The sequence below is a fragment of the Streptomyces sp. a15 genome (assembly GCF_059026085.1).
In genome coordinates this window covers 70,901-88,081 of the sequence record NZ_JBWLKM010000032.1, presented here as the reverse complement: position 1 = coordinate 88,081, position 17,181 = coordinate 70,901, and the positions used below count along the sequence as shown (strand labels likewise).

At 70.9% G+C, this 17,181-nt stretch carries 12 protein-coding genes and 1 pseudogene; 6 read left to right on the top strand and 7 right to left on the bottom strand.

Features of this window, described 5'->3' with window-relative positions; genetic code table 11:
- Positions 1 to 41: 41 nt before the first annotated feature.
- On the bottom strand, positions 42 to 1,235 hold the full coding sequence (locus tag AC5P09_RS28525; RefSeq protein WP_493876625.1) for a magnesium and cobalt transport protein CorA: 1,194 nt from the start codon (positions 1,233 to 1,235) through the stop codon (positions 42 to 44).
- A 267-nt stretch (positions 1,236 to 1,502) separates the two neighbouring features.
- Positions 1,503 to 1,919 carry an IS200/IS605 family transposase gene (tnpA, locus tag AC5P09_RS28520; protein WP_493876624.1) on the bottom strand — a complete coding sequence of 139 codons (417 nt, stop codon included), beginning with the start codon at positions 1,917 to 1,919 and terminating at the stop codon, positions 1,503 to 1,505.
- A gap of 25 nt (positions 1,920 to 1,944) precedes the next feature.
- Between tnpA and AC5P09_RS28515 the strand changes: the two genes are divergently transcribed.
- Together AC5P09_RS28515 and AC5P09_RS28510 are read left to right on the top strand one after the other, a co-directional pair.
- Positions 1,945 to 3,174 carry an RNA-guided endonuclease InsQ/TnpB family protein gene (locus AC5P09_RS28515; RefSeq protein WP_493876623.1) on the top strand — a complete coding sequence of 410 codons (1,230 nt, stop codon included), beginning with the start codon at positions 1,945 to 1,947 and terminating at the stop codon, positions 3,172 to 3,174.
- A gap of 70 nt (positions 3,175 to 3,244) precedes the next feature.
- Positions 3,245 to 4,351 carry a winged helix DNA-binding domain-containing protein gene (locus AC5P09_RS28510; protein ID WP_493876622.1) on the top strand — a complete coding sequence of 369 codons (1,107 nt, stop codon included), beginning with the start codon at positions 3,245 to 3,247 and terminating at the stop codon, positions 4,349 to 4,351.
- A gap of 157 nt (positions 4,352 to 4,508) precedes the next feature.
- Here AC5P09_RS28510 and AC5P09_RS28505 read toward each other — a convergent pair whose 3' ends face one another.
- The 3 genes from AC5P09_RS28505 to AC5P09_RS28495 form a co-directional block, all read right to left on the bottom strand.
- A complete protein-coding gene (locus AC5P09_RS28505) occupies positions 4,509 to 5,297 on the bottom strand; it encodes a S1 family peptidase (protein WP_493876621.1) in 789 nt (262 codons plus the stop codon).
- Positions 5,298 to 5,542: 245 nt separating this feature from the next.
- Positions 5,543 to 8,353, bottom strand: a complete 2,811-nt coding sequence (locus tag AC5P09_RS28500; protein WP_493876620.1) for an ATP-binding protein — start codon at positions 8,351 to 8,353, stop codon at positions 5,543 to 5,545.
- A 141-nt stretch (positions 8,354 to 8,494) separates the two neighbouring features.
- Positions 8,495 to 9,331 carry a response regulator transcription factor gene (locus AC5P09_RS28495; RefSeq protein ID WP_493876619.1) on the bottom strand — a complete coding sequence of 279 codons (837 nt, stop codon included), beginning with the start codon at positions 9,329 to 9,331 and terminating at the stop codon, positions 8,495 to 8,497.
- A 115-nt stretch (positions 9,332 to 9,446) separates the two neighbouring features.
- Between AC5P09_RS28495 and AC5P09_RS28490 the strand changes: the two genes are divergently transcribed.
- The 3 genes from AC5P09_RS28490 to AC5P09_RS28480 are packed head-to-tail and all read left to right on the top strand — an operon-like array spanning position 9,447 to position 13,867.
- The gene (locus AC5P09_RS28490; protein WP_493876618.1) at positions 9,447 to 11,117 is read left to right on the top strand and encodes an AMP-binding protein; all 1,671 of its coding nucleotides are present in this window, start codon (positions 9,447 to 9,449) and stop codon (positions 11,115 to 11,117) included.
- On the top strand, positions 11,114 to 12,709 hold the full coding sequence (locus tag AC5P09_RS28485; protein ID WP_493876617.1) for an AMP-binding protein: 1,596 nt from the start codon (positions 11,114 to 11,116) through the stop codon (positions 12,707 to 12,709). Before AC5P09_RS28490 ends, AC5P09_RS28485 begins: the two co-directional genes overlap by 4 nt.
- Before the next feature lie 21 nt (positions 12,710 to 12,730).
- Positions 12,731 to 13,867: an NADAR family protein gene (locus AC5P09_RS28480; RefSeq protein WP_493876616.1), complete on the top strand. Its 1,137-nt coding sequence runs from the start codon at positions 12,731 to 12,733 to the stop codon at positions 13,865 to 13,867.
- Here AC5P09_RS28480 and AC5P09_RS28475 read toward each other — a convergent pair.
- Positions 13,864 to 14,133 (bottom strand): annotated as a pseudogene (locus AC5P09_RS28475) (GNAT family N-acetyltransferase); the annotation flags it as partial. The gene AC5P09_RS28480 and the pseudogene AC5P09_RS28475 overlap by 4 nt on opposite strands.
- Before the next feature lie 203 nt (positions 14,134 to 14,336).
- Positions 14,337 to 15,026: a hypothetical protein gene (locus AC5P09_RS28470; RefSeq protein WP_493876615.1), complete on the bottom strand. Its 690-nt coding sequence runs from the start codon at positions 15,024 to 15,026 to the stop codon at positions 14,337 to 14,339.
- 185 nt (positions 15,027 to 15,211) lie between these two features.
- On the opposite strand from AC5P09_RS28470, the gene gcl reads away from it, so the two are divergent.
- A complete protein-coding gene (gene gcl, locus AC5P09_RS28465; RefSeq protein ID WP_493876614.1) occupies positions 15,212 to 16,996 on the top strand; it encodes a glyoxylate carboligase in 1,785 nt (594 codons plus the stop codon).
- Positions 16,997 to 17,181: the final 185 nt, after the last annotated feature.

Below are 17,181 nucleotides of genomic sequence, written 5' to 3'. Positions count from 1 at the left end.
ACAGCAACGCGCGAAGGAGGGTTAAGTGCGATGTGGGGACCCTAGAGCCAGTCCCGCCGCTTGAAAATCACGTACAAACTGGCGCAAACCACCCCCATCAAGCCGATCGCGAAGGGGTATCCGAAGCTCCAACCCAACTCAGGCATGTGCTCGAAGTTCATGCCGTAGATAGTTCCGACGAGTGTCGGAGCAAACAGAATCGCCGCCCAGGACGAGATCTTCTTGATCTCCTCGTTCTGCTCGAACCCCGCCTCCGCCAGCGCCCGCATCTCCGCGTTCTGCTGCTGGGTGACCAGGGTCGCGTTCACCGTGAGGATGTCCTGGAGGGCCTGGCGGAAGCCGTCCACGCGCTCGCTGGTGTGGGTGACATGGTCGGCGACGTCCCGTAGATACCGCTGGAGTTCCTCGTCCGTGCCGTACTTCGTGAAGCCGGCCATCAGGGCGTGCAGCATGCCGACCAGGGGGCGGGTGGCGCGCTGGAACTCGACCATCTCGCGGGAGAGTTCGTAGATGCGGCGGGAGACCTCGGGGTCGCCGCGGAAGACTTCGGTCTCGATCTCGTCGATGTCGTTCTGTACCCCGGCGACCACCGGCACATAGCCGTCGACCACCGCGTCCAGGATCGCGTACAGCACCGCCTCCGGGCCCAGGCTGAGCAGTTCCGGCGTCTCCTCCATGCGGTGGCGGACCGCCGACAGGTCCGGGGCGGCGCCGTGGCGGACCGTGATGACGAAGTCGGGGCCGACGAAGAGGTGCAGTTCGCCGAAGTCGACCTCCTCCGGGGCGTCGAGGTAGCGGGCGGCGCGCAGGACGACGAAGAGGGTGTCGCCGTAGCGCTCCAGCTTCGGGCGTTGATGGGCCTCCATCGCGTCCTCGATCGAGAGCGGGTGCAGGTCGAACTCCGCGGCCAGGGAGAGGAGTTCGCTCTCGGTGGGGCGGGCGAGGCCGATCCATGCCATGCCGGAGGGCTGTTCGCGCAGTTCGCGGAAGGTGTCGGCGAGGGTGGCGGGGGAGGAGACGCGGACGCCGTCCCGGTAGAGGGCCGCCTGGACGATGCTCGCCGGTTCCGGCTCCGGGGCGGGTGTATCGGCGGGGGAGGCCGGCCGCTCGTCCGGCCGTGCGGGCGGCGGGGTCAGGGCGCGCCGCCAGGCGGACTTCCTGGAGTCCCGAGGGTTCCTGGGGTTCCCGCTGTTCCTGGAGTTCTCGGGGGCCGGACGGTCACGTCGCTCGGGCATCGCGGCTGCCTCTCGGGTCGAGCCAACGTCTGCGTGATCACGGAGCAGGATATACGGGGCATGCGACGTCGGCCTCGCGGACAGAAGCTGTCCGCAAGCCTGGCTACCGGGATTCATTCCCAGTGCTCCGGCCTTCAGGCCGGGGGTGAAGGGAATCTCGTGGTGGCGACGCGGAGCGTCGCCGAATCGTCTCCGGCGGAGCGGGAGAGTGCCCGCTGCCGGTGCGGAGCACCGTGACGGCCTGTCCCGGCAGAGCCGGGGAGTTGCTCAGCAGGGTCGGTTCTGCTGCTCGATGTACTGGCGGACCACGGTGAGCGGGGCGCCGCCCACGGTCCCGGCGAAATAGGAGCCGGACCAGAGCTTGTTCGCCCGCCAGTAGTGGCGGGCCAGGTCGGGGAACTCCTGGCGCAGGCGCCGGGAGGAGACGCCCTTGAGGGAGTTGACGAGTTTGGTGACGGCGACCTTGGGCGGGAAGTTCACCAGCACGTGCACATGGTTGTCCTCGCCGTTGAACTCCACCAGCTCGCACTCGAAGTCCGTGCACACCGCCCGCATGATCTCCTCCATGCGTCGCAAGTGATCGTCGGTGAACACGCTGCGCCGGAACTTAGTCACGAAGACCAAATGCACATGCATCACGAAAGCACAGTGGCGACCAGTTCTGATCTTCTGCATCTCAGCCATAACCCAAGTATGTACGGTGTCACTCATGCAGCTTCGGTACAGCTTCCGTCTGTACCCGGACACCGGCCAGCGCACCGCACTGGCGAAGACGTTCGGGTGCGCCCGCGTCGTGTTCAACGACGCTGTGCGCGCCCGTGAGGACGCCCGCGCGGCCGAACTGCCCTATCCCAACGCCGCCGCCCTGTCCCAGCAGTTGATCACCCAGGCCAAGCAGACCCCGGCGCGTTCCTGGCTGGGTGAGGTCTCCTCGGTTGTGCTGCAGCAGTCCCTGCGGGACATGGAGAGCGCGTACAAGAACTTCTTCGCCTCCCTGAAGGGGCAGCGCAAGGGCCCGAAGATGGGTGCGCCGCGCTTCAAGTCGCGCAAAGACACCCGGCAGTCGATCCGGTTCACGGCGAATGCCCGTTGGAAGATCACCCAGAGTGGGCGGCTGTCCCTGCCGAAGATCGGCGACGTGAAGGTGAAGTGGTCGCGGGTGCTGCCCGCGGTGCCGTCCAGCGTGACGGTGATCCTGGACTCGGCCGGCAGGTACTTCGCGTCGTTCGTCATCGACACCGATCCCGACACCGACCAGGTTCGCTGGGATGCCCCGGACCCCGATACCGCGATCGGTATCGACCTGGGGCTCACGCACTTCGCTGTCCTCTCCGACGGCACGAAGATTGACTCCCCGCGGTTTTTGCGTCGTGCGGAGAAGAAGTTGAAGAAGGCGCAGCGGGAGCTGTCGCGCAAGGAGAAGGGGTCGAGGAACCGGGCGAAGGCCCGGGTGAAGGTGGCCCGTGCTCATGCCGCGGTGGCCGATGCGCGCAAGGAGTTCCACCATCAGCTCTCCACCCGGTTGATCCGCGAGAACCAAGCGGTCGCGGTGGAGGACCTGGCGGTATCGGGGCTCGCGCGCACCCGGCTGGCCAAGAGTGTGCATGACGCGGGCTGGTCGCAGTTCGTGACCATGCTGCAGTACAAGGCGGAACGGTACGGGCGGACCTTCGTCAAGATCGGCCGGTTCGAGCCCACCAGCCAGGTGTGCTCCACCTGCGGGCACCGCGACGGGCCCAAACCCCTGGACGTACGGGAGTGGACCTGCCCCGCCTGCGACACCCTCCACGACCGTGACCACAACGCCGCACAGAACGTGAAAACGGCCGCCGGACTGGCGGTATCGGCCTGCGGAGCGCCGGTAAGACCAGAACCTGTTCTGGCACAGCGCGAAGAAACAGGAAGTCATGGAATCCCGCCCGAAGCACGTGCCGCGTAGCGGCACAGCAACGAACGGGACGGCCAGAATCTCCCTTCTTTAGGAGGGGGTACAAGTCAACGTACGCAGCATGACGAAGACGACGACCAGGACGGCCCCCGTGCTCGCCACCCGCGCCCTCAACCGCGCCACCCTCGACCGGCAGCTGCTCCTGCGCCCGGCGTCGCTGTCCGCCAAGGCGGCCGTCGCACACCTCCTCGGCCTGCAGGCGCAGAACGTCAAGCCGCCGTACTACGCGCTCGCCGCCCGCCTCGACGGCTTCACCCCCGGGGACCTGTCCGGGCTGATGGCCGAGCGCGAGGTCGTCCGTATCGTCAGCATGCGCTCGACGATCCACACCCACACCGCCGACGACTGCCTCACCCTGCGGCCGCTGGTGCAGCCCGCCCGGGACCGCGAACTCACCATCTTCCGCACGGGACTTCAGGGCGTCGACCTCGACCGCCTCGCCGCTCTCGCCCGGGAGCTCGTCGAGGCCGAGCCGCGCACCATGAAGCAGTTGCGGGAGGCCCTGCTCGTCGAGTGGCCGGACGCCGACCCGCAGGCCCTCGCGATCGCCGCCCGCTGCAAGCTCCCGCTGGTCCAGGTGACCCCGAGAGGGCTGTGGGGTCGTAGCGGGCAGGTCGCCCTGACCACCGCCGAGCACTGGCTGGGGCGGCCCGCCGAACCCACGCCCGCCCCCGACGCCACCGTCCTGCGCTACCTCGCCGCCTTCGGCCCGGCCTCCGTCAAGGACATGCAGACCTGGGCCGGCCTGACCCGACTGCGCGACGCCTTCGAACGCCTCCGCCCGAACCTCGTCACCTTCCGCGACGAGAACGGCGTCGAGCTCTTCGACCTCCCGGACGCGCCCCGCCCCGACGCGGACACCCCGGCCCCGCCGCGCTTCCTGCCCGAGTTCGACAACCTGCTGCTCTCCCACGCCGACCGCGCCCGGGTCGTACCGCCCGAACACTGGGGCCGCGCCTGGCAGGGCAACCAGGCCCACTGCACACTCCTCGTCGACGGCTTCCTGGCAGGTGTGTGGAAGCTGGAGGCGGACGCGCTGGTCATCGAGCCCTTCGGCCGGCTCACCAAGGTACAGCGGGACGAGGTGCGCACGGAGGGGGAGCGGATGCTGGCGGTGATGCACCCCGAGTCGTCGTACGACATCCGCTTCGGGACGGTACTGCGGTGACGGGTCACCACCAGGACCGACATCGCCGCGAAGGCCGGCAGGCGTTCGGTGGGCACCATGTCCGGGGACATGGAGAGGGGGCGCTGCGGGCCGCTCGTGGAGGCCCGCAACGCCCCCTGGTATGTCACCTGAGGGGTACTCAGGAGGACTCTCTGGATTACGAGTTGACCTGCGTGGTCACCAGACTGGAGAAGGTGGTCAGACGGGTGTAGACACCCGGGTAACCGGCCTCCGCGCAGCCCTCGCCCCAGGAAGTGATCCCTGCCAGGACGCCCCCGATGAGCAGGGGACCGCCGCTGTCGCCCTGGCAGGTGTCGACGCCGCCGGAGGTGTATCCGGCGCAGACCATGTCGCTCGCGATGAAGTCGGAGCCGTAGGAGCTGCCGCAGCTGGAGTTGGAGACCGTCGGCACGGTCGCGGTGCGCAGCTGGTTGGAGGAGCTGCCGCCCGCGGAGGTGGTGCCCCAGCCGACGATGCGGGCGGTGGTGCCGGCCGCGTACACGCCCGTCTGGGAGGAGGTGACGTACGACGCCGTGGTGTACGGCATCGACGTCGACAGGGTCAGGACGGCCACGTCGTCGCCGTTGGTGGCGTCCGTGTAGCTCGGGTGGATCCAGATCTTGCTGACCCGGGCGACCGTGCCGTTGGTGCCGTTGAGGTAGGTGCGGCCGCCGACGACTCTGACGCTGCTGGTGGTCTCGCCGACCATACAGTGGGCCGCGGTGACGACCTTGGTGGCCGAGACCAGGGTGCCACCGCAGAACTGGTTCTGCGAGGCGTCCGTGATCTGCATCATGAACGGGTACGCGGTCGTCGTGGTCGTCGTACCGCCGACGATCGGCTGAGGGGCGGCGACGGCGGCCGGTGCGCTGATGAGCGCGGTCGCGGCGGCGGCGGTGGCCGCGAGGGCGGCGGCGGTCTTCTTGGCGCGGTTGAGCCCGAACATGAGTCTCCTCATTGGGGATGACCGGTGGGGGGTCGCCGGGTGTGGGGGGAGGTGGGGGTGTGGGGGGTGGGGTGGTGCACGGGGGTCGCGGGACCGACCCCCGTATGCCCGGGCCGGCGGCACGTCCCTAAGCTAGAACCCGGAACGGTCCCTTCCCAATGAGGGAACCCCCTAAGGGAGTTGGGCAGGGAAAACCCTCGGTCGGCCCTCGCCGACCCCACTCGGCCGGTGCACCCGCGCGGTGCTCACTTCGTACGACGGCCCGCCGCGAGTCTGACGATGTCGACCCGCGAACGGATCCCCAGCTTGCGGTAGACCCGGGTCAGGGTCGCCTCGACCGTCTTGACGCTGATGAACAGCCGCGCGGCTATCTCCCGGTTGGTCGCGCCCTCCATGACGAGCGCGGCGACCTGACGTTCCATCGAGGCGAGCCCGTCCAGCGCGTCCAGCGTCGGGGCGGGGGCGGCCACCGGCTCGGGCGGCGGCGTCACCGCGGCCGCCTCCACCTGGCGCAGCCACGGCAGCGCGCGGCAGCGCCGGAACAGCCGCGCCGCCTCGTCGTACGACGTCGGCCCCGGCCGGCGCGTACGCAGCGAGGCCAGTGCGAAGGCGGCCCGGGCCTCCTCCAGGCCGTAGCCCAGCTTGCCGAGCCGGTCCTGTACCGACGTCAACTGGCCCAGCGCCGCCTCGTGTTCGCCGCGCCTGGCCCGCACCAGCGCCTCCGCCCGGTCGACCACGGCGAGCACACTCTCCCGGCCCAGCCGCAGTGCCTGTTCGCGGGTCACGTCGATGACGTCCTGCGCCTCGGTGAGTTCGCCAATCCGCACGAGGGCCTCCGCGAGGTCACCGTGCCAGCGGCCGCGCGCGGGGTCGGTGATGCCGAGCCCGTGCTCCAGCTCCCGCACCCGGCGCAGCGAGCGCACCGTCCCCTGGGTGTCCCCGGCCACCAACTGGGCGTGGCCGAGGGCGGCCAGGGCGCGGGAGACGTACATCTGGTCGCCGATCCCCTCGGCGTGCTCCTCCGCCTCCCGGGCCAGGGCCAGCGCCCGGTCCACGTCCCCGCCGGCCGCCTCCGCGAACGAGGTCAGCAGTGCGGAGGCCACCTCGCCGATGCCGGAGTCCCGGGCCAGCCTGAGGCTCTCCCGGGCCAGGTCGAGGGCCCGGCCGCAGTGCCCGGAGCGCAGTTCGGTCTCGGCGAGCAGGCGCAGGAAGTGCACCTCGCTCTCGACCATGCCGCGTCGCCGCACCTCGCGCAGCAGCGCGGTGACGGTGGTACGGGCCTCCGCCAGCTGGTCGCTCATCTGCAGCCAGCGGAACCGGGCCAGGCCGGGGCCGTTGTGGTGGCAGGCGACCTGCGGATCCTGGGGCTCCTTCAGGGCCTGCTTGATGGTCGCGGGGGCGTCCGGGTGTCCCATCAGGGTCTCGGTCTGCGCCTGGAAGGCGAGCGCGAGGAGCTCGGTGCGCCGGTCGCCGGCCCGGGCGGCCAGCTCCGCCGAGTGCGCGGCCTTCTCCCGGCCCTCCGCGAAGTCCCCCTCCACGACCAGGCCCCGCCAGGCCAGCTGGTAGTGGACGAGGGCCAGCAGCCCGGGGTCGTCGCCCGCGTCGGCCAGCGCCTGCGGGAAGACGGCGTCGACGTCGCCGAGTGCGTGCCCGGCCGACTCGATCACCACGATCCAGGCCCGCACCCGCTCCGCGGGCACGGTGGCCCGGGTCAGTACCTCGTGGGCGATGTCCCGCGCGAGGTCCATCTCGCCGGCGGTGATCGCGTCCGTGGCGGCCTGCAGCCGCCGCTCGTCCGCGCCCGGCACGCTGTCGGCCGGGGTGTGCCGGGCCGCGAGAAGTCCCATCGAGGCGGCCACCGAGGGTGCGCCGCGGTCCCGGGCCTGGGCCGCGGCCTCGGCGAGCCGGGCCGCCACCTCCGGATCGGTGCCGCTGCTCGCGAGGGCCAGGTGCCGGGCCCGCTCGATGGGATCGGAGGCGGCCGTGGACAGCGCGGCGTGCGCGGCCCGCCGCTCCTGCGCGGGCGCCTCCGCGTACAGCGCGGCCGAGATCAGCGGATGCGCGAACCGTACGGCGGGACCCTCGGGTTCCGTCGCGAGCAGTCCGAGGGCGGCCGCCTGGGCGGTCTCGGACTCGGCGTTGTCCCGGCCGGCCGCGTGCAGCAGGGCCAGCGTGGGACGCGCGCCGGCGCTGGCCACGAGCAGGGTGCGGCGGGCCTCGTCGGAGAGCATGCCCAGGCGGTTGAGCACCAGGGCCCGCAGCGAGGTGGGCACGTGCAGCGGCTCGCCGGGCCGGGGCGGGGTGGGATCCTCGGCGAGCGCGCGGCCCAGTTCCAGGGCGAAGAGCGGGTTGCCGGCGCTGGTGCGGTGGATGTCGCGGACCGTGGAGCGGGGCAGGCCGGTGTAGCCGCGGTGGTCCAGTAGCGCGGAGACCTGGGTGCGGGAGAGCGGGTTGAGGCGGACCGCGAGGGAGTCCGGCGGCAACGCGCGTAGATGGCGGTCGTACTCCTGTCCCTCGGTCCGCACCGCGCACAGCAGCTGGACCGGGGTGTCGCCGAGGCGGCGGGCGGCGAAGCCGAGGAGCTCCGCGCTCGCCGGGTCCAGCCACTGCAGGTCGTCCGCGACGACCAGGACCGGGCCCTCGGTGGCGAGCGCGCGCAGCACCGACAGGACGGCGAGCCGCAGCGCCAGCCCGTCGCGCTGGAGGGTGGACTCGCCGCGTCCGGTGAGTGCCGACTCCAGGGCGGTGCGCTGGGCGCCGGGCAGCCGGTCGGCCACCTCGTCCACGACTAGTCCGAGCAGGTCGGCCAGGGCCAGGAACGGCAGATGGGATTCGGACTCCGTCGCCGAGCAGCGCAACACGGTCCGGGTCGCGCCGGCGTTATCCGCGGCCAATGCCCGCAGCACGGTCGACTTTCCTATTCCGGCCGGACCGTGGAGCAGCACGCTGCCGCCGCCGGCCAGCTGTTCGCGCGCTCCCGCGAGCAGCTCCTCCCTGCCGATCACCAGGTCGGGGCGGCATCTGGCAGGCTCCTCGAAGTCCCGTCGCACGGTCACCGCTCCCCTCCGTGTGTCGTGTCCTGGCCAATATTAGGCAACGGGCTTTGGAATTCGGCCGGGCCACGTCGTGAGGGAAATAACAACGGCCGGCATAGACAAATTCACGAGGTCGGCGCATGAATGAGGCGCCGACGGAAATCAGGGCAGCAACCCCGCCCGACGCGCCGCGACGACCGCCTCCCCACGGGTCCGGGCCCCGAGCTTCCGCATGGCCGAACGGAGGTATCCCTTGACCGTCTCGGCGGTCACTCCCAGCCGCTCGGCGGCCACCGCGTTCGTCGCTCCCGCGGCGACACACGCCAGCACATCCACCTCACGCGGCGCCAGGGACACCCCGTCCGACGGCGGGACGTCCGGGGTCAACAGCCCGCACGCGTCCAGCAGTTCGGCCCGCAGTGCCTCGTCGGCGATCCTCGGCGCGAGTGCCCGCAACGCCGCGTGCGCCTCCCGCACCTGCTCCCACGCGGAGCCGTCCGCCGGAGCCCGGGCCGGCTCCACCCGGGCCGCCGTCATCAGCGCCCGCGCCTCCTCCCGCAGCACCAGCGCCTGCTCCACGTCCCGCGCGGCCTCCACCGCCGCCGTCAGCGTCCGGTCGCCCAGGGGCCGGACGTCGCGCAGGGCGCCGTACAGCACACCGCGGACCCGGCGCCGTACGACGACCGGCACGGCCACCACCGCGCGCAGTCCCTCAGCGGCGACCGCCAGGTCGTACTCGTGGCTGATCTGCCGCGAGGCGGAGTAGTCGGTGACGGCGCACGGGCGGGCGAGGGCCACCGCCTTGCCGCCGAGGCCGTTGCCGGAGGTCACCGCCAGCGCGCTCAGGGCGGGGGTGGCGGTGCCGTTCAGCTCGCTGATGCGGATCCGCGGCCGGCCCGGCTCCACCAGGCCGCCGAAGGCGACCGGCAGCCCGGTCGTGCGCCGCAGCCGTACCAGCGCGCGCCGGATCTCCACCGACGCCGATCCATCTGCTGCCACGAACCCACTCCTTCGCCGCGGCACACACCCCCGTACGGGGGTAGTGAGACTCGCCTCACGCATTACACGATGGCAGAGAGCCGCCCGGCAATGGTGCCGGTACCGAGGAGGACAGATGACGACCGCGACGGAGCTCTTCCGCAGCGCGCGGGACTTCCTGCTGGAACACCGCGAGGACTACGCCACGGCGTACGAGGGTTTCGAGTGGCCCCGCCCGCAGCACTTCAACTGGGCACTGGACTGGTTCGACGTCATCGCGGACGGCAACGACCGCACCGCCCTGCACATCGTCGAGGAGGACGGCTCCGAGATCCGGCTCACCTTCGCCGAGCTGTCCGAGCGGTCCAACCGCGTCGCCAACCTGCTGCGCGAGCGCGGGGTCGGTGCCGAGGAACGGATCCTCGTCATGCTGGGCAACCAGGCCGAGCTGTGGGAGGTGGCGCTGGCGGCGATGAAGCTGCGGGCCGTCGTCATCCCGGCGACCCCGCTGCTCGGCCCCGCCGACCTGCGCGACCGGGTCGAGCGAGGGCGCGTGCGACACGTCCTGGTCCGGGCCGAGGACACCGCCAAGTTCGACGACGTGCCCGGCGACTACACGCGCACCGCCGTCGGCGGCCTGCCGGAGGGCTGGCAGCCGTACGAGGACGCCCACACCGCCTCCGCCGACTTCCTGCCCGACGGGCCGACCCTCGCCGACGATCCGCTGATGCTGTACTTCACCTCCGGCACGACGGCCCGCCCCAAGCTCGTCGAGCACACTCACGCCTCCTACCCGATCGGGCATCTGGCGACCATGTACTGGATCGGCCTGAAGCCCGGCGACGTGCATCTGAACATCTCCTCGCCGGGCTGGGCCAAGCACGCCTGGTCCAACCTGTTCGCGCCGTGGAACGCGCAGGCGACGGTCTTCCTCTACAACTACTCGCGCTTCGACGCGTCCCGGCTGATGGCCGAGATGGACCGGGCGGGCGTCACCACCTTCTGCGCCCCGCCCACCGTGTGGCGCATGCTCATCCAGGCCGACCTCACCCAACTGCGCACCCGGCCGCGCGAGGCCGTGGCGGCCGGTGAACCCCTCAACCCCGAGGTCATCGAACAGGTCCGGCGGGCCTGGGGCGTCACCATCCGGGACGGCTTCGGCCAGACCGAGACCGCCGTCCAGGTCTCCAACAGCCCCGGGCAGCCGCTCAAGACCGGTTCCATGGGCCGTCCCAGCCCCGGATACCGGGTGGAACTGCTCGACCCGGTGTCCGGTGCGCCCGGTGCGGCGGAGGGGGAGATCTCGCTCGACCTCTCGACGCATCCCGTCGGCCTGATGACCGGCTACCACGGCGACCCCGACCGTACGGCGGAGGCGATGGCGGGCAGTTACTACCGGACCGGTGACATCGGCGCACGTGACGCCGACGGCTACATCACCTACGTCGGACGGGCCGACGACGTCTTCAAGGCCTCCGACTACAAGATCAGCCCCTTCGAGCTGGAGAGCGCGCTGATCGAGCACGAGGCGGTCGCGGAGGCGGCCGTCGTACCCGCCCCCGACGAACTGCGCCTGGCCGTGCCCAAGGCGTACGTCGTCCTCGCGGAGGGCTGGGAGCCCGGCCCCGACACCGCGAAGGTGCTGTTCGAGCACTCCCGCGAAGCACTCGCGCCCTACAAGCGCGTCCGCCGCCTGGAGTTCGCGCCCCTGCCCAAGACCGTCTCCGGCAAGATCCGCCGCATCGAGCTGCGCGAGGCCACGGCGGCCGGCTCGGACGCCGAGTACCGCGAGGAGGACTTCCGGTGAGCGAGCTCTCGTACACGCACGGAACGAGCGGGACGACCCTGCTCGGCGACACGATCGGGGCCAGCCTGGACCGGGCGGTGGCCACCTGGCCGGACCGCGAGGCCCTCGTCGACGTACCGTCCGGACGGCGCTGGACGTACGCCCGGTTCGGCGCGGACGTCGAGAAGCTGGCGCATGCCCTGCTCGCCGCCGGGGTCGCCAAGGGCGACCGGGTGGGCATCTGGGCGGTCAACTGCCCCGAGTGGGTGCTCGTCCAGTACGCCACCGCCCGCATCGGCGCGATCATGGTGAACATCAACCCGGCGTACCGCACGCACGAGGTCGAGTACGTCCTCAAGCAGGCCGGCATCTCCCTGCTGTTCGCCTCCGTCAGCCACAAGACGAGCGACTACCGGGCGATGGTCGACCAAGTGCGCGGCAAGTGCGGTGAGTTGCGCGAAGTCGTGTACATCGGCGACCCGAGCTGGGACGCGCTGCTCGCGCGCGCGGTCCCCGACGTCCGGTACGAGGACCTGTCCTGCGACGACCCGATCAACATCCAGTACACCTCGGGCACGACGGGCTTCCCCAAGGGGGCCACGCTCTCGCACCACAGCATCCTCAACAACGGTTACTTCGTGGGGGAGTTGATCGCCTACAGCGAGCAGGACCGGGTCTGCATCCCCGTGCCCTTCTACCACTGCTTCGGCATGGTGATGGGCAACCTCGCCGCGACCTCGCACGGCGCCTGCATGGTCATCCCGGCCCCGTCCTTCGACCCGGCGGCGACCCTGCGGGCGGTCCAACAGGAACGCTGCACCTCCCTGTACGGCGTCCCGACCATGTTCATCGCGGAGCTGAACCTCCCCGACTTCGCGACCTACGACCTGTCCTCCCTGCGCACCGGCATCATGGCGGGCTCGCCCTGCCCGGTGGAGGTGATGAAACGGGTCGTCGCCGAGATGCACATGGTCGAGGTCTCCATCTGCTACGGCATGACCGAGACCTCCCCGGTGTCCCTGCAGACCCGTCGGGACGACGACCTGGAACACCGCACCGCCACGGTCGGCCGCGTCCTCCCGCACATCGAGGTCAAGGTCGTCGACCCGGCGACGGGCGTCACCCAACCCCGAGGCAGCGCAGGCGAGTTGTGCACCCGCGGGTACAGCGTGATGCTCGGCTACTGGAACGAACCCGAGAAGACCGCGGAGGCCGTCGACCCCGGCCGCTGGATGCACACCGGCGACCTGGCCGTGATGCGCGAGGACGGCTATGTCGAGATCGTCGGCCGCATCAGGGACATGATCATCCGGGGCGGCGAGAACATCTACCCCCGCGAGATCGAGGAGTTCCTCCACGCCCACCCGAAGATCGCGGACGTCCAGGTCGTCGGCGTACCCCACGAGCGGTACGGCGAGGAGGTCCTCGCCTGTGTCATCGCGCAGGACCCGGCCGACCCGCCGACCCTGGAGGAGCTGCGCGCCTTCTGCGAGGGGCGGTTGGCGCACTACAAGATCCCGAGCCGGCTCCAGCTCCTGGACTCCTTCCCGATGACGGTGTCCGGGAAGGTGCGCAAGATCGAGCTGCGGGAAAATCACGCGGCGCGCGGCTGAGCCGTCCGTCAGACTGTCGCGATGATCGGCAGACGCATCACCCACCGCATGGCGGACGGCATACGAGTACCCGGGACCTGGCGGCCCGTCTTCATCCGCAACGGCGACTACCACCTCACCGACCTGTTCATCTATGCGGACGGGCTCATCGACTGCTGGGGCCTGGTCACGCTGGACGAGTTCGAGGGGAAGCTGCGGAGCGGATGGGTCGCCACCGAGTTGCCGGACGGTGCCAGGGCGTCCGGTCACGAGCTGGCCGCCTGGAAGTTCAGCGAGCCGCGCATGTGGCACACCCCTGAGCTGCTGCTCGCCGAGGTGCGCGACACCGTGGACCAGCTGGGCGGGCGGCCGGACTCGACGGACCGGTGTCTGGACGCCGTCGACGCGTTTCTCGCCGACCGGACGGAGGAGAAGCGGGCCGTGGCCCGTGCCGCCTACCTCGCCATCCCCGAGACGCAGCGGCACTACGCGCTCGGTGACATGGACCGCAAGGACTGGCCTCTTCAGGTTCTGGTGGCCGGACCCGGCGGACGCATGGAGTCCCGGCCGTACGGCGGCGACGACCCCGTCACGCAGGAGGAGTACGACGAGGCGGTCGACTACTTCGAGGACCGGGCGCAGTGGATCGCCGAGCGGTCCTCACGGGTCCCGGCGGACGGACCGGTGACCCCTCTCGCCCCCGCGATCCAGCTCTACGAGAGCTATCCGCTGAAGTCGTCCGACGACCCGGACACGAGGGCCCTGCGCAACAACTATCCGGCACCCGTGGACGTCGACGGCGTCACCTACCCCTCCGTCGCCCACGCCTACTGGGCCCTGTCGACCGACGACCCCGAGGTCCGGGCCGGGATCGCCGAGGCGGACACCGCGGGCGCCGCCCGGAACCTGGCCGTCGGCGCCCCCCGACGCGAGGGCTGGGAACAGGCGCGTACGGCGGTCATGACCCTCCTGCTGCGGGCCAAGTTCGCCCAGCACCCCACCCTGGCACGGGTCCTCCTGGACACGGACGACGCGACGATCGTCTACGACGACGGCGACTCCCGCTTCTGGGGCGACAACGCCGGCCGCGGCCGCAACTGGACCGGCCGCCTCCTCGAACTCGTCCGCTCCGAACTGCACGCCGAGCGCGCGGGCATCGGACCGACGGCGTCCGCCTAGTCCTGGCGGAGGCGCATGCAGGCCCGCGGCCACCGGTCGAGGCCCAGCTCCCTCTCGTGGGCGCGGATCTCGCGCAGGCCGGGGGTCAGTTCGGCCTCGGACAGGACGCGGAAGCCGAGGCGGGTGTAGTACGGCGCGTTCCACGGCACCTGGGTGAAGGTGGTGAGCGTGAGGCCGGTCAGGCGCTCCTCGCGGGCGCGGTCGGCGGCGTACGCGAGGAGGGCCCGGCCCACCCACCACCTGTCTCGGTCGGTCGAGGGGTGAACCATTCAAGAGACCGAGACGGGTGGTGGGTGGGCAAAGGTCCCGGGGGTCCAGGGGGCAGAGCCCCCTGGTACGGGGTCGAAGGGGCAGCGCCCCTGGGGATGGGACGCGTAGGGGTGGCGGCGGCGGTGGCGGGGCCGATGCGGATGCGCATGCGGCGAGTGTCGAGGGCTTAGGGGCTCGGCGCGAGCGAATAACGCGCACGTCATGCCCCGTCGGCATCCAGGTCGTCCGCGTGGCTGTTCACCGCCTGCGGCGTGCCGGTGAGGTCGAGGACGAACAGCGGAATCCCCAGTACGTCGGCGCGGGTGCGGGCGTCGGGGGAGAAGCCGGCGAGGGAGAAGTAGACGCAGGACGTGGACTCCGTCATGGCCGTCAGCCACAGGCACTCCACGTCGCGCAGGGTCGCCGGGCGTACGGTCGGGTCGACTTGGACCAGCAGGCCGCGCGCGGCGAGGCCGATGCCGGACGGGGGACGCTGGTCGGCCCGGCGGATGTCCCGGTAGCCGAGCCAGCGCAGATAGAGGGCGGCCGCGGTGACCGCGTCGCGGGCGGTGCGGATCGCGACGGGCTGGAAGACGCGACGCCGGGCCGGGGCGGCGGCCCGGGGGCTCGCCGCGGCCGACGGCCCGGCCACCGGAATGCGCAGCACCGTCCCGCACACGCAGCCCAGCTCCGGGTACGGCCACTGGGTGCGGCGGCCGCAGGCCTCGCACCGCACGACGACCCAGTCCTCGTCCCAGGCACGATGGGCGACCGCGGTGACCGCCCCGTGCTCGTCGAGCGCCGGGGCGACGGGCACCCCGCACACGCAGGGATACGACGATGCCTCGTAGACGTGCTCGCGTCTGCAGGCCGGGCAGCGCACCGACACGCTCTCGGACATGGCCCCCATCGTCCTCCAGGCGACCCCTGCTTGTCCCTCTCTTGACGGCCTTCGCCCGCCCAGTTACATTGTTTCCAGATAGTAGAAAACACTTTCCGCATTACGGAATTCATTGCGGAGAGAGAAGACACGGGAAGTGCTCACCGCGGGGCGCGACGGGAGTGCGGATCCGACAGCCGAAGCAGGAGTACTCGATGGCTCGAATGACCGCTGCCCGCGCGGCAGTTGAGATTCTCAGGCGTGAAGGCGTCACCGACGCGTTCGGTGTCCCGGGCGCGGCGATCAATCCCTTCTACGCGGCGCTCAAGGCCTCCGGCGGCATCCACCACACCCTCGCCCGGCACGTGGAGGGCGCCTCGCACATGGCCGAGGGCTACACCCGCACCCACCCGGGCAACATCGGCGTCTGCATCGGCACCTCCGGACCGGCCGGCACCGACATGATCACCGGCCTGTACTCGGCCCTCGGCGACTCCGTCCCGATCCTGTGCATCACCGGCCAGGCCCCGACCGCCGTGATCCACAAGGAGGACTTCCAGGCCGTCGACATCGCCTCCATCGCCAAACCGGTGACGAAGATGGCGGTCACGGTGCTGGAGGCGGCGCAGGTTCCCGGCGTCTTCCAGCAGGCCTTCCACCTCATGCGCTCCGGCCGCCCGGGCCCGGTGCTGATCGACCTGCCGATCGACGTCCAGCTGACGGAGATCGAGTTCGACCCCGAGACGTACGAGCCGCTGTCGGTCTACAAGCCGGCCGCGACCCGCGCCCAGGTCGAGAAGGCGATCGGCATGCTCAACGCCTCCGAGCGCCCGCTGATCGTCGCCGGCGGCGGTGTCATCAACGCCGACGCCGCCGAACTGCTGGTGGAGTTCGCCGAGTTGACCGGCGTCCCGGTCGTGCCCACCCTCATGGGCTGGGGGGTGCTCCCCGACGACCACGAGCTGAACGCCGGCATGGTCGGCCTCCAGACCTCGCACCGCTACGGCAACGCCACCTTCCTGGAGTCCGACTTCGTCCTCGGCATCGGCAACCGCTGGGCCAACCGCCACACCGGCAGGCTCGACGTCTACACGGCCGGCCGGACCTTCGTCCACGTCGACGTGGAGCCCACCCAGATCGGCAAGATCTTCGCCCCGGACTACGGCATCGCCTCCGACGCGAAGGCCGCGCTGCAGCTGTTCGTCCAGGTGGCAAGGGAGTTGAAGGTGGCGGGCCGACTGCCCGACCGCTCCGCGTGGGCGGCTGCCGCACAGGAGAAGAAGGCCACGCTCCAGCGCCGTACGCACTTCGACGACATCCCGATCAAGCCGCAGCGCGTCTACGAGGAGATGAACAAGGCCTTCGGTCCGGAGACCCGGTACGTCTCCACGATCGGCCTCTCGCAGATCGCCGGCGCCCAGATGCTGCACGTCTACCGGCCGCGGCACTGGATCAACTGCGGCCAGGCGGGGCCCCTCGGCTGGACGATCCCGGCCGCGCTCGGCGTCGCGAAGGCCGACCCCCAGGCGCAGGTCGTCGCCCTCTCCGGCGACTACGACTTCCAGTTCATGATCGAGGAGCTGGCGGTCGGGGCGCAGCACAAGATCCCGTACGTCCATGTCCTCGTCAACAACGCCTACCTGGGCCTGATCCGCCAGGCGCAGCTCGGCCTGGACATCGACTTCCAGGTCAACCTGGAGTTTGAGAACATCAACTCCCCAGAGCTCGGGGTGTACGGCGTCGACCACGTCAAGGTCGTCGAGGGCCTCGGCTGCAAGGCGATCCGCGTGACCGACCCGGCCGAACTGGGCGCCGCCTTCGAGCAGGCCAAGAAGCTCGCCGCCGAGTTCCAGGTGCCGGTCGTCGTCGAGGCCATCCTGGAGCGCGTCACCAACATCGCGATGTCCAAGACCAACGACATCAGCAACGTCGTCGAGTTCGAGGAACTCGCCACCGAGCCGGGACACGCCCCGACCTCGATCAGGACACTGAAGGTCTGACGCCGGGCGGCAGCACTGCCGTCGGTCACTCAGGGCGGCCCGTCCGGGGGGCGGGCCGCCCTTTCGCGTGCGCGGCTTGAGCCGACGTGCCGGGTGCCCGGTGCCGGGGCCCGGTGCCCGGTGCCCGGTCCGGGCGGCCGTGTGATCACTCCCGGAGTGGCCTGGTCTCCGTGCGCGGGGAGTCG

Bases quoted from the DNA above. Each gene is read 5' to 3' on its own strand.
- AC5P09_RS28490 (WP_493876618.1), top strand. From the start codon at position 9,447: ATGACGACCGCGACGGAGCTCTTCCGCAGCGCGCGGGACTTCCTGCTG.
- tnpA (WP_493876624.1), bottom strand. From the start codon at position 1,919: ATGGCTGAGATGCAGAAGATCAGAACTGGTCGCCACTGTGCTTTCGTG.
- AC5P09_RS28470 (WP_493876615.1), bottom strand. From the start codon at position 15,026: ATGGGGGCCATGTCCGAGAGCGTGTCGGTGCGCTGCCCGGCCTGCAGA.
- AC5P09_RS28525 (WP_493876625.1), bottom strand. From the start codon at position 1,235: ATGCCCGAGCGACGTGACCGTCCGGCCCCCGAGAACTCCAGGAACAGC.
- AC5P09_RS28480 (WP_493876616.1), top strand. From the start codon at position 12,731: ATGATCGGCAGACGCATCACCCACCGCATGGCGGACGGCATACGAGTA.
- gcl (WP_493876614.1), top strand. From the start codon at position 15,212: ATGGCTCGAATGACCGCTGCCCGCGCGGCAGTTGAGATTCTCAGGCGT.
- AC5P09_RS28505 (WP_493876621.1), bottom strand. From the start codon at position 5,297: ATGTTCGGGCTCAACCGCGCCAAGAAGACCGCCGCCGCCCTCGCGGCC.
- AC5P09_RS28510 (WP_493876622.1), top strand. From the start codon at position 3,245: ATGACGAAGACGACGACCAGGACGGCCCCCGTGCTCGCCACCCGCGCC.
- AC5P09_RS28515 (WP_493876623.1), top strand. From the start codon at position 1,945: ATGCAGCTTCGGTACAGCTTCCGTCTGTACCCGGACACCGGCCAGCGC.